At 68.8% G+C, this 11,130-nt stretch carries 9 protein-coding genes; 4 read left to right on the forward strand and 5 right to left on the reverse strand.

Going from position 1 to position 11,130, the window contains the following annotated elements; translation table 11 throughout:
• Nucleotides 1-12: 12 nt before the first annotated feature.
• Both LGR64_RS14550 and LGR64_RS14555 read right to left on the reverse strand, forming a co-directional pair.
• The gene (locus LGR64_RS14550) at nucleotides 13-3,099 is read right to left on the reverse strand and encodes an FAD-binding and (Fe-S)-binding domain-containing protein (protein WP_230355919.1); all 3,087 of its coding nucleotides are present in this window, start codon (nucleotides 3,097-3,099) and stop codon (nucleotides 13-15) included.
• Nucleotides 3,100-3,107: 8 nt separating this feature from the next.
• Entirely contained in the window at nucleotides 3,108-3,797 is a 690-nt protein-coding gene (locus tag LGR64_RS14555) for a GntR family transcriptional regulator (RefSeq protein ID WP_012204897.1), read from the reverse strand.
• Between the two features lie 158 nt (nucleotides 3,798-3,955).
• On the opposite strand from LGR64_RS14555, the gene LGR64_RS14560 reads away from it, so the two are divergent.
• The 4 genes from LGR64_RS14560 to LGR64_RS14575 all read left to right on the forward strand — a co-directional run bounded on the left by LGR64_RS14560 (nucleotide 3,956) and on the right by LGR64_RS14575 (nucleotide 8,490).
• Entirely contained in the window at nucleotides 3,956-5,197 is a 1,242-nt protein-coding gene (locus LGR64_RS14560; RefSeq protein WP_012204896.1) for a pyridoxal-phosphate-dependent aminotransferase family protein, read from the forward strand.
• A gap of 105 nt (nucleotides 5,198-5,302) precedes the next feature.
• The gene (locus LGR64_RS14565) at nucleotides 5,303-6,349 is read left to right on the forward strand and encodes a Bug family tripartite tricarboxylate transporter substrate binding protein (RefSeq protein ID WP_230355921.1); all 1,047 of its coding nucleotides are present in this window, start codon (nucleotides 5,303-5,305) and stop codon (nucleotides 6,347-6,349) included.
• An 11-nt stretch (nucleotides 6,350-6,360) separates the two neighbouring features.
• Nucleotides 6,361-6,948 carry a tripartite tricarboxylate transporter TctB family protein gene (locus tag LGR64_RS14570; RefSeq protein ID WP_230355923.1) on the forward strand — a complete coding sequence of 196 codons (588 nt, stop codon included), beginning with the start codon at nucleotides 6,361-6,363 and terminating at the stop codon, nucleotides 6,946-6,948.
• 27 nt (nucleotides 6,949-6,975) lie between these two features.
• Nucleotides 6,976-8,490 carry a tripartite tricarboxylate transporter permease gene (locus LGR64_RS14575; RefSeq protein WP_126311947.1) on the forward strand — a complete coding sequence of 505 codons (1,515 nt, stop codon included), beginning with the start codon at nucleotides 6,976-6,978 and terminating at the stop codon, nucleotides 8,488-8,490.
• Between the two features lie 3 nt (nucleotides 8,491-8,493).
• Here LGR64_RS14575 and LGR64_RS14580 read toward each other — a convergent pair whose 3' ends face one another.
• The 3 genes from LGR64_RS14580 to pdeM form a co-directional block, all read right to left on the reverse strand.
• Entirely contained in the window at nucleotides 8,494-9,537 is a 1,044-nt protein-coding gene (locus LGR64_RS14580; RefSeq protein WP_012204892.1) for a transporter, read from the reverse strand.
• Between the two features lie 145 nt (nucleotides 9,538-9,682).
• A complete protein-coding gene (locus LGR64_RS14585; protein WP_063326487.1) occupies nucleotides 9,683-10,300 on the reverse strand; it encodes a hypothetical protein in 618 nt (205 codons plus the stop codon).
• Between the two features lie 108 nt (nucleotides 10,301-10,408).
• Nucleotides 10,409-11,128: a ligase-associated DNA damage response endonuclease PdeM gene (pdeM, locus tag LGR64_RS14590; RefSeq protein ID WP_442873816.1), complete on the reverse strand. Its 720-nt coding sequence runs from the start codon at nucleotides 11,126-11,128 to the stop codon at nucleotides 10,409-10,411.
• Nucleotides 11,129-11,130 lie beyond the last annotated feature (2 nt).

The following is an 11,130-nucleotide window of genomic DNA, read 5'->3' on the forward strand; positions in this document are numbered from 1 at the left end:
GGAGGATGGCGGTCAGCGGGCGTCCAGCAGGCTTTCCAGCAGCCGCGCCACATGCACGGCTTCGCGCGCCGCGCCGTCGGCGATCTGGTGGCGGCAGCTGGTGCCGTCGGCCACGACGATGGCTTCGGGGCGCTGGCGTATGGCCGGCAGCAGGGCCGCCTCGGCCATGTCCATGGACACCTGGTGGTGGCTGGCCTCGTAGCCGAAGCTGCCGGCCATGCCGCAGCAGGAGCTTTCGATGAGCTCGGGCTGGGCGCCGGGAATCAGCCGCAGCACGTCGAGGATGGGGCTGACGGCGCCAAAGGCCTTCTGGTGGCAATGGCCGTGCACGAGGATGGGCGCCTCGGCGGCGCGCAGCGGCAGCGCGAAGCGGCCGGCCTTGACTTCACGGGCAATGAATTCCTCGAACAGCAGGGCCTGGGCGGCAACGGCCTGCGCAGGCTCGCCCAGGCCCATGACCAGGGCTTCGTCGCGCAGGGTCAGCAGGCAGGAGGGCTCCAGGCCGACGATGGGGATGCCGGCGCGGGCCAGGGGCGCCAGGGCGTTGATCAGCGCACCGGCGCTGGCCTTGGCCTGCTCGACCATGCCGGTGGCCAGGTAGGTGCGGCCGCAGCAGTGGTGGCCGCCGCCCTCTTTGGCGGACTTGCTGGCGGTGTGCAGCGCATATCCGGCCGCCTGCAGCACGCGCGCGGCGGCCAGGGCGTTTTCGCTCTCGAAGGTGCCGTTGAAGGTGTCCACGAAGAGCACGGCCACGCGCTCGCCGGCCGCCGCGCGGGCCAGGGCCTGGTCGCGGTCAAGAAAGGTATGTGCTTCGGGCGCGCGCCAGAAGGTGTCGCTGCGCCAGGCCGGCAGCGAGCGCCTGGCGGACAGGCCCAGCAGTTTTTCGCCCAGTTGGCGCAGCACGGGCAGGCGGTTGCGCAGGTTCAGCAGCCAGGGCATGCGGCTGGCCGTGGCCGCGTAGCGCGGCAGATGGGCGACCAGCCGGTCCTTGAGCGTGTGGCCATGGCGGGCCTTGTAGTGGGCCAGGAATTCCACCTTCATGCGGGCCATGTCCACGCCCGTGGGGCAGTCGCGCCTGCAGCCCTTGCAGCCCACGCACAGGTCCATGGTGTCGTGCATGGCCTCGCTGGTGAAGGCGTCCGGCCCCAGCTGGCCCGAGATGGCCAGGCGCAGGGTGTTGGCGCGGCCGCGCGTCAGGTGCTGCTCGTCGCGCGTGACGCGGTAGCTGGGGCACATGGTGCCGGCGTCGAACTTGCGGCAGTGGCCGTTGTTGTTGCACATCTCCACGGCCTTGGCAAAGCCGCCCGTGACGTCGCCGCCCGTGCCGGGCGCCGTGGTGACCTCGGTGACCGGGTCGGCCTGCACGTTCCAGGCCGACCAGTCGAGCACGGGCGTGATGGGAATGCGCCGGTAGGGCCGGGGCGCATCGGCGGGCGCGAAGCGGAACAGCCGGCCATCGTCCATCCTGGGCGTATCGATGATCTTGCCGGGGTTGAAGAGGCTGTCCGGGTCGAAGTGCTGCTTGATGGCGCGCAGGGCCTCGGTGATGGCGGGCCCGAACTGCCAGGCAATCCACTCGCCGCGGCACAGCCCGTCGCCGTGCTCGCCGCTGAAGGCGCCCTTGTACTTGCGCACCAGTTCGGCCGCTTCCTCGGCAATGGCGCGCATGCGCGCCGCGCCGTCGGTGCGCATGTCCAGGATGGGCCGCACATGCAGCGTGCCCACGGAGGCATGGGCGTACCAGGTGCCCCGGCTGCCATGGCGCGCGAACACTTCGGTGAGCGCGTCGGTGTACTCGGCCAGGTGCTGCAGCGGCACGGCGCAGTCCTCGATGAAGCTCACGGGCTTGCCGTCGCCCTTGAGGCTCATCATGATGTTCAGCCCCGCCTTGCGCACTTCCCAGAGGTTTTTCTGGGCCGCTTCCTCGGGCATTTCCACCACGCTGCCGGGCAGGCCCAGCTCGCCCATCAGCTCCACCAGCTGGCGCAGCCGCGCCAGCAGCGCGGCGCGGTCGTCGCCGGCGAATTCCACCAGCAAGATGGCGGCCGGGCGGCCGATGAGGGCGGTCTCTATGGTGGGCTTGAAGGCCGGGTTGGCCAGGCCCAGCTCGATCATGGTGCGGTCCACCAGCTCCACGGCCGTGGGGCCCAGCTTCACGATGTGCTGGGCCGAGTCCATGGCCGCGTGGAAGGTGGGGAAGTTGACCACGCCCAGCACCTTGGCGCGCGGCAGCGCGCTGAGCTGCAGGGTGAGCGAGCGCGTGTAGGCCAGCGTGCCCTCGGCGCCTATCAGCAGATGGGCCAGGTTGACGCTGCCGTCGGCCGTGTAGGGCCGCTCGCTCTGGTTGTCGAAGATGTCGAGGTTGTAGCCGGCCACGCGGCGCATGACCTTGGGCCAGTGGGCATGAATGTCCTCGCGGTGCTGTTGCGCCAGCCCGTGCACGAACTGCGCAATGCGCGCCGCGCGGCCCGTGGCCTGGACGACGGGGCCGAAGTCCAGCAGCTCGCCATCGGCCATCCAGGCGCGGGCGCCGCGCACGTTGTGCACCATGTTGCCGTAGGCAATGGAGCGCGATCCGCAGGAGTTGTTGCCCGCCATGCCGCCCAGCGTGGCCTGGGCGCTGGTCGATACGTCCACCGGATACCACAGGCCGAGCTTCTTGAGCCGGGCGTTGAGGTGGTCCAGCACCAGGCCGGGCTCGACCTCGGCCGTGCCTGCATCAGGGTCCACCGAGAGGATGTTGCGCAAATGCTTGCTGTTGTCGATCACCAGGGCCGCGCCCGTGGTCTGCCCGCACTGGCTGGTGCCGCCGCCGCGCGGCAGCACGGGCACCTTCAGTTCGCGGGCGATCTGCAGGGCCGTGGCGATGTCTTCTTCGCAGGTGGGCACGAAGACGCCCACCGGCATGATCTGGTAGATGGAGGCATCGGTGGCATAGCGCCCGCGCGAGGCGGCGTCGAACAGGACCTGGCCGCGCGTGTCCGAGCGCAGGCGGCGCGCCAGCATCTGGCTGACCTCGTCGGGTGGCAGCACGGTGCCGGGGGCGGGCACGGTGTCGTCGGGGGAAGCGGCAAGGCGGTGCGTGGATTCCATCAGCATGGCGGCTCTCATTCGTTCATGGTTCGTGGGTAGATCTGGCCTGCCTTGAGCAGGGCGATGACGGTGTCGCGCTTGTGCTCCAGGTGGGCGACCAGCACCTGGCGCAGCGCGGCGGCGTCGCGCGCCTGCAGCGCCTCCAGCATGCGTTCGTGCTCCTGGACGGCGCGCTTCCACTTGGCCGCGTCCTGATTGGTGCGAAAGCGCAGCGACTGCACGCGGGCGTTGATGCGGCCATAGGTCTCGGCCAGCACGGGGTTGGCGGCGGCGCGGTTGATGGCCGAGTGGATCAGCGCATTGAGCCGGTAGTAGCCGGACAGGTCCTGGCGCGCATGGCTGGCCAGCATCTCGAAGTGCAGGGCCCGCACCTCGGCCAGTTGCTGCTCGCTGATGCGCTGCGCGGCCAGCTCGCCCGACATGCCCTCCAGCCCCGCCAGCACCTCGAAGGTCTGCAGCACATCGGCCTCGCCCAGGCGCACGGCCACGGCGCCGCGGTTGGGCACCAAGTCCACCAGCCCTTCGGAGGCCAGCAGCTTGATGGCCTCGCGCAGCGGCGTGCGCGAAACGCGCAGCTGCTCGCACAGCGCGCGCTCGTTGAGCTTGGCGCCGGGCGGTATGCGCCCCTCCACCAGCCAGGTGCGCAGCCGCGCCGCCACCTGGTCATGCAGGGCAAGCCGCGAAATCTCGATGATCTCCGCCATGGATTCTCCTGGTCGAATGAATTTTGCATTCATTTTTACGCAAGCATTTCTCAAGGCATTCATGGTTATCACCAAGGCATTTATGAATTTTGAATGCAAAAATTCGCAAACACCCTCCCCCGCAGACCGACCTGGCATTTCCTTGAAAGGGACGCACCATGCTCACGCTCGACAACCATCCCACGGGCCGCCACTTCCTCCAGATCCCGGGCCCCAGCCCGGTTCCCGACCGCATCCTGCGGGCCATGAGCCTGCCCACCATCGACCACCGGGGGCCGGAGTTCGGCCAGCTCGGCCTCAAGGTGCTGGCCGGCATCCAGCAGGTCTTCAAGACCCGGCATCCGGTGGTGATCTATCCGGCCTCCGGCACGGGCGCCTGGGAGGCGGCCCTGATCAACACGCTCAGCCCTGGCGACCATGTGCTGATGTTCGAGACCGGCCACTTCGCCTCGCTGTGGCAGAAGATGGCCACGCGCCTGGGCCTGTCCACCGAGTTCCTGTCCTACGGCGGCTCCGATGAGCACCTGCCCCAGGCGCCGGGCTGGCGCCATGGCGTGCAGGCCGGCCTGATCGAGGCGCGGCTGCGCAAGGACACGGAGCGCCGGATCCGCGCCGTGTGCGTGGTGCACAACGAGACCTCCACGGGCGTGACCTCCGACATCGCCGCCGTGCGCCGGGCCATCGACGCGGCGGGCCACCCGGCCCTGCTGCTGGTGGACACCATCTCGGGCCTGGCCAGTGCCGACTACCGCCATGACGAATGGGGCGTGGACGTGACCATCAGCGGCTCGCAAAAGGGCCTGATGCTGCCGCCCGGCATCAGCTTCAACGCGCTGTCGCCACGCGCGCTGGAGGCCGCCAAAAGCGCCAAGCTGCCCAAGTCGTTCTGGGCCTGGGACGAGATCGTGGAGATGAACCAGACCGGCTACTGGCCCTACACGCCCAACACCAACCTGCTGTACGCCCTGTCCGAATCGCTGGACATGCTGCTGGCCGAAGGGCTGGATACGGTGTTTGCGCGCCACCAGCGCTGGGCGGCCGGCGTGCGCGCCGCCGTCCAGGCCTGGGGCCTGCCCATCCAGTGCGCCGATCCGCAGGTCTACTCGCCCGTGCTCACCGGCGTGATCACGCCCGAAGGCGTGGATGCCGACGCCCTGCGCCGCCTGATCCACACGCGCTTCGACCTGTCGCTGGGCGCGGGCCTGGGCAAGCTCAAGGGCCGCATGTTCCGCATGGGCCACCTGGGCGACAGCAACGACCTCACGCTGCTGGCCATGGTGGCGGGCGTGGAGATGGGGCTGAAGCTGTCCGGCATCCGGCTGGCCGGCAGCGGCGTGCAGGCGTCCATGGACTACTTCGCTGCCCACGCCGCAGCCGGGGCGCTGCGCAAGGCCGCCTGAACCCATCGGCCCCGCGCCGAAAACCCTTGGCAGAGCCGGAGCACATGGCTCGCCCCCTTGATCGTGGATTGCACCAATACCAGGAAATAACAGGAGACAAGAGACATGACATCGCCCCGCAACCGCCTGGCGGCAGCTGCCGTCGCCACCCTCGCCGCCACCGCCGTCACCGCCGCCACCGCCCTCTCAGCCCCTGCCGCCTGGGCGCAGTGGAAGCCCGCCAAGTCCGTCGAACTCGTCGTGCCGTTCTCGGCCGGTGGCGCCTCGGACCAGATGGCGCGCGTGATCCAGGCCATCGTCACCAAACACAAGCTGATCGAGCAGCCCGTGGTCATCCTCAACAAGGCGGGTGCCTCCGGCGCCGAGGGCATCCTGGATGTCAAGGCCTCGGCGCGCGACCCGCACAAGCTGCTGGTGGCCTCCACGGCCATCTTCACCCTGCCCATGGCCACGGCCCTGCCCTTCCAGTGGCGCGACCTGAATCCCGTGGCCATGATTGCCCAGGACCAGTTCGTGCTCTGGGTCAATGCCGAGACCGGCTACCAGACGCCCGCCGACTACCTGGCCGCCGCGCGGCAGGCCGGCGGCAAGTTCAAGATGGGCGGCACCAGTTCCAAGCGCGAGGACCAGATCATCACGGCCAACATGGAACAGGCCGCCGGCGTGAAGTTCACCTACATCCCCTACAAGGGCGGCGGCGAGGCCAGCACGCAGCTGGTGGGCAAGCACATCGACTCCAACGTCAACAACCCCAGCGAGTCCATGGCGCAGTGGCGCGCGGGCCAGGTGCGGGCGCTGTGCGTGTTCGACACGCAGCGCATCGAGTACACGGCCAAGGTCACGGGCAGCCAGGCGCTGTCGGACATCCCCACCTGCAGGGAGCAGGGCCTGGACGTGCAATACACCATGCTGCGCGGCTTCTTCCTGCCGCCCGGCACCACGCCCGAGCAGGCGCAGTTCTATGCGGGCGTGATGCACAAGGTGGTGGCCACGCCCGAGTGGAAGGAGTACCTGGAGAAAAACGCGCTCAAGCCCGAGTACATGACGGGGCAGGCCTTCGTGGACTTCCTGGCCAAGGACGAGACGCGCCACCTCGACATCATGAAGAAGGCCGGCTTCCTGTCGGCCAGCGTGGCCGCCGCCGCCAAGTGAGGAGCCGTGCCATGGACACCGCCATCCACCTTGCCCCGCCCTCCTCCAATGCAGCGGCAGCAGCAGCCCCGGCCCAGCCCGCCAGCGCGGCCACCGAATCCATCCCCGCCACCGAAGCCCAGGCCCCGGGCCTGTCCCGCCGCCATGTGGAGTACGGCGTGGCCGCCGTGCTGCTGGCGCTGGCCGTGCTCGTGGTCTGGGACAACCAGCGCATTGGCGCGGGCTGGAGCGACACCGGCCCGCAGGCCGGCTACTTCCCGCTGCGCGTGGGCGCCGTGCTGGGCATCTGCGCCATCGCCGTCTTCGTGCAGGCGCTGCGCAGCCGCAGCCAGGAGCAGTTCGCCAGCTGGCTGCAGCTCAGGCGCGTGGCCCAGGTGCTGCTGCCGCTGACGGCCTACATCGCCGTGATCGCGCCGCTGGGCATCTACGCGGCCTCGGTGCTGTTCATCACGGGCTTCATGGTGTTTGCGGGCCGCTATTCCTGGTGGAAGGCCGTGGCGCTGTCGGGCTTCACCAGCGTGCTGCTGTTCTACGTCTTCGAGATCCAGTTCAAGGTGCCCCTGCCCAAGGGTCCGCTTGAAGCCTGGCTCGGCTATTGACCCCTGTCGCCGCCACGGAGCAACACCATGGACGAACTCCAATACCTCGCGCACGGCTTCGCGGCCGTCACCACCTGGCAGAACACGGGGCTGATGCTCACGGGCATCCTGCTGGGCATCGTGGTCGGCGTGCTGCCGGGCCTGGGCGGCCCCAACGGCGTAGCCATCCTGCTGCCGCTGACCTTCGGCATGTCGCCCACCTCGGCCATCATCCTGCTGTCGTGCATCTACTGGGGGGCGCTGTTCGGCGGCGCCATCACCTCGGTACTGTTCAACATCCCGGGCGAGGCCTGGTCGGTGGCCACCACCTTCGACGGCTATCCCATGGCCCAGCAGGGCCACGCGGGGGCGGCGCTGACCACGGCCTTCACGGGCTCGTTCATCGGCGCCATCTCGGGCGTGATGCTGATCACCTTCCTGGCGCCGGTCGTGGCCTCGTTCGCGCTGCAGTTCGGGCCGCCGGAGTTCTTTGCGGTCTTCTTCCTGACGTTCTGCTCCTTCATCGGCATGGGCAAGGAGCCCAAGGCCAAGATCGTGGCCGCCATGGCCGTGGGCCTGCTGCTGGCAGCCGTGGGCATGGACACCATCTCGGGCGACCTGCGCATGACCTTCGGCTCCACGGAGCTGCTGCGCGGCTTTGACTTCCTGGTGGTGGTGATCGGCCTGTTCGGCATCAGCGAGATCCTGATGACCATCGAGGAAGGCCTGGCCTTCAAGGGCAAGAAGGCCTCCATCGACCTCAAGGTGGTGTTCAGGACCTGGGCCCAGCTGCCGCGCTACTGGCTGACCATGCTGCGCTCGGCCCTGGTGGGCTGCTGGATGGGCGTGACGCCGGGCGGCGCCGTGGCGGCCAGCTTCATGGGCTACGGGCTGGCCAAGAAGTTCTCGCGCGACCCCGACAGCTTCGGCAAGGGCAACCCCGAAGGCGTCCTCGCCCCCGAGACCGCCGCCCACGCGGCCGGCACCTCCGCCCTGCTGCCCATGCTGGCCCTGGGCATTCCGGGCTCGGCCACGGCGGCCGTGCTGCTGGGCGGGCTGATGATCTGGGGCCTGCAGCCCGGCCCGCTGCTGTTCACCGAGCAAAAGGACTTCGTCTGGGGCCTGATCGCCAGCATGTACCTGGGCAACATCGCCGGGCTGGTCATCGTCATGGCCACCGTGCCGCTGTTCGCCGCCATCCTGCGCGTGCCGTTTTCCATCGTCGCGCCCATGATCCTCATGGTCTGCGCCATCGGCGCCTTCACCGTGCACGGCAACGCCACGGACATCTGGCTCATGCTGGTCTTCGGCGTGGTCGGCTATGTCTTCAAGAAGCTGGACTATCCGCTGGCGCCCATGGTGCTGGCCATCGTGCTGGGCGACCGCATGGAAGACGCCTTCCGCCAGAGCATGCTCTCCAGCCAGGGCGAGCTGGGCATCTTCTGGCACAACGGCCTGTCGGGCACCATCACCACGCTGGCCCTGCTGATGCTGGTCTGGCCGCTGCTGGGCAGGCTGCGGGCGATGGCGTTCGGGGCGAAGGCAAGGGCTGTGGCGGCCTGAGCCCTAATCCCTGTACCGCTTCTTGCGAAACGCCAGCCAAGCGGCGATGACGGTGAAGGCGATCACGATGGACACCACGATCCAGAAGCCGTGCTCGTGCTCTGCCAGGGGTATGCCGCCCACGTTCATGCCGAACAGGCCGGCCAGGATGTTGATGGGCAGGGCCAGCACGGTGACCACGGTCAGCACGAAGAGGCTGTTGCTGTTGTCCTCGTTCACGGCAGCGGCCACTTCTTCCTGCAGCAGCTTGATGCGGTCCTGCAGGGTCTGCATGTCGCGCAGCATGAGCGAGAACTCCTCGCTGGCGGCGGCCAGGCCGCGGCGGTCGTCCTCGCCCATCCAGGCGGGGGGCTGCTGCAGCAGGCGGAACAGCGCGGCCGGCTCGGGCGCCAGCAGGCGCTGCAGGCGCACCAGCAGCCGGCGCAGCCGGCCCAGGTGGGCGCGCGGATGGTGGTAGCGCTGCGCGATGATGGCGTCTTCGATGTCGTCCACGCGCGCCGTGGTCTCGCGCACCACCTTGACCAGCACGTCGGCCTGGGTGCGCATCAGGTGTTCCAGCAGCTCGGCGGTGCTGGCGGGGCTGTCGCCCTGGCGCACGCCGGCACGCAGCGCATCGACCGAGCGCAGCGGCTGGGTGCGCGCGGTGACGACCAGGCGCTCGTCCAGGCAGATCCACAGCGTGGCGATGTCGGCCGACTCGAAGTTGAACTCGAAATTCACATCGTTGAGCACGGCGACCAGGGAGTCATCGGAGCGCTCGATGCGCGTGGAGGCCAGGCCCTCGCGCAGCGTGGTGTAGAAGACTTCGGGCAGCGCGGCGTGGCGCTGCAGCCAGCGCAGGGACTGGGTATTGGCCAGGTTGAAGTGCAGCCACAGGAAGTCGCGCCGGCCCGGCTCGGTGAGCGGACGCTCTGCGCCCAGCCACTGCGCGGCCGACTGCGCCGTCATGGCCTCCACACGCCGCTGCGTGTCGCAGAAAAACCGCCAGCCGCAGATCAGGCCTGCGTCTTCATTGGCCTGGGCCAGGGGGGAGGCTGCGTCAGTCATGGATGGGTGGGGCACCTGCGGGGAGTGGCCTGCGCGGGCCGGACAAGTGCGGGATTCTTGGCCGCCTCCATGACAAAGGTGTGACAACTGTCACGGAGTCGTCATCCGATGTGCCTGACCCCCAGTCGGGGGTGCGGGGCAGGCCTCAGCACATCACGACGTTCTCCAGCGTGAACGAGAACGGCGTGGACCCGGCGCCCGCACCGCCGCCTCGCATCACGATGTCGGCGCGCGAGATGCCCAGCAGGGAGATCTCGGTGTTGATGTCGCTCAGGATGGCCGAGTTCATGACCTGGCCCTGTTCGATCTGCGAGACCACCCCGATCCAGATGGTGGGCTTGAATTCGAAGACGGCCTTTTGCTGGGGGGCAATCGCGGTCTTGACGGCCAGCAGCCGGCCGTCCTTGTAGCAACTGGCATTGATGGCGCCCCGGGGCAGCGAGTTGAGCACCTGCACTTCGTTGGAGCTTGCGCCATAGCCTGCGGGCGCCAGGCGATCGCCGCTGCTGCTCAGGGACAGCTGGAACTGCTGGCCGAACTGCGCCTCCAGCTGGGGCGTGTGGTTGCCATAGCTGTCGCTGGCACCGACCTGCAGGCCCAGCGGGAAGGTGAACGGGTGGTTGTCGCCCTGGCCGCAGTACTTGATGACCCGCCAGGCCACGGCCAGTTCCTCGAAATCGCTGGCCACGTTCTTCTGGAAGATGACGATCTGCGAGTTGTTTGCGTCGTTCGATTGATTGACGAAGTTGAGTTGAACGCCCATGCATCTCTCCTGATGGATCAAAAAAGCGCTGCGGCGCTTTCTGCTGCCCCGCCGTGCGGGCGCAAGCGCACTGTAGGGAACAACGATCCTTCAGAAAATTACGCCTGATTACATCCCGCCCCCTCCACCGGGAACGGCCCAGACCCGCCCGCCGCCCACGGCAAAGCACTGGTGGCCAGGACCGGCCGGCAGGCTGGCCATGCCCGTGAACAGACCGAAGGCCGGCAGCAGGGTGAAGCCGGCATGGACGGCAAAGCACGGCAGGCGCAGCGCATCTCGCCCCGGGCCGCGCAGCACGACGGCGGGGTGGACATGGCCGGCCAGCACATGGCAGGCAGGAGCCTCCTGCGGGTAATGGCAGCCCGCGAATGGCCCCAGGCGCCAGGGTTCGTCCACCACGCCGATGCCCAGCGCGGACGGCGGGTCGCCCGCATGGCTGTCGTGGTTGCCACGCACCAGGACCACCTCCAGCGCCGCGTGGCGGCGTCGCCAGTCGGCCAGGGCGGCCAGCACGGACGGCGTGCGGGCCTGCGCGGCATGCAGGAAGTCGCCCAGAACGACCAGCCGGCGCACCGGCAGGCCCTGCAGCAGCGCCGACAGCCTGTCCAGGTTGCCCTGGGTGGTGCCGGCCGGCACGGGAATACCGCGCGCGCGGAAGGTGGCGGCCTTGCCAAGGTGCAGGTCGGCAATGAACAGCGTGCCCTGGGCGGGCCACCACAGGGCGTGCTGGGCCAGCAGGTGGACGGGCTCGCCCGCCAGGAGGATGCCCAGGCTGCCGGCCAGGGCGTCGGGGGAAAAAGGACTTGGCAACGGTGCGTGGCCTTTCATCA

The organism is Delftia sp. Lp-1 (genome assembly GCF_020523835.1).
Lineage (GTDB): Bacteria > Pseudomonadota > Gammaproteobacteria > Burkholderiales > Burkholderiaceae_C > Comamonas > Comamonas acidovorans.

Excerpts from the sequence above, each read along its gene's own strand:
- LGR64_RS14550 (WP_230355919.1), bottom strand. The coding sequence starts at position 3,099 with ATGCTGATGGAATCCACGCACCGCCTTGCCGCTTCCCCCGACGACACC.
- LGR64_RS14555 (WP_012204897.1), bottom strand. The coding sequence starts at position 3,797 with ATGGCGGAGATCATCGAGATTTCGCGGCTTGCCCTGCATGACCAGGTG.
- LGR64_RS14560 (WP_012204896.1), top strand. The coding sequence starts at position 3,956 with ATGCTCACGCTCGACAACCATCCCACGGGCCGCCACTTCCTCCAGATC.
- LGR64_RS14565 (WP_230355921.1), top strand. The coding sequence starts at position 5,303 with ATGACATCGCCCCGCAACCGCCTGGCGGCAGCTGCCGTCGCCACCCTC.
- LGR64_RS14570 (WP_230355923.1), top strand. The coding sequence starts at position 6,361 with ATGGACACCGCCATCCACCTTGCCCCGCCCTCCTCCAATGCAGCGGCA.
- LGR64_RS14575 (WP_126311947.1), top strand. The coding sequence starts at position 6,976 with ATGGACGAACTCCAATACCTCGCGCACGGCTTCGCGGCCGTCACCACC.
- LGR64_RS14580 (WP_012204892.1), bottom strand. The coding sequence starts at position 9,537 with ATGACTGACGCAGCCTCCCCCCTGGCCCAGGCCAATGAAGACGCAGGC.
- LGR64_RS14585 (WP_063326487.1), bottom strand. The coding sequence starts at position 10,300 with ATGGGCGTTCAACTCAACTTCGTCAATCAATCGAACGACGCAAACAAC.
- pdeM (WP_442873816.1), bottom strand. The coding sequence starts at position 11,128 with ATGAAAGGCCACGCACCGTTGCCAAGTCCTTTTTCCCCCGACGCCCTG.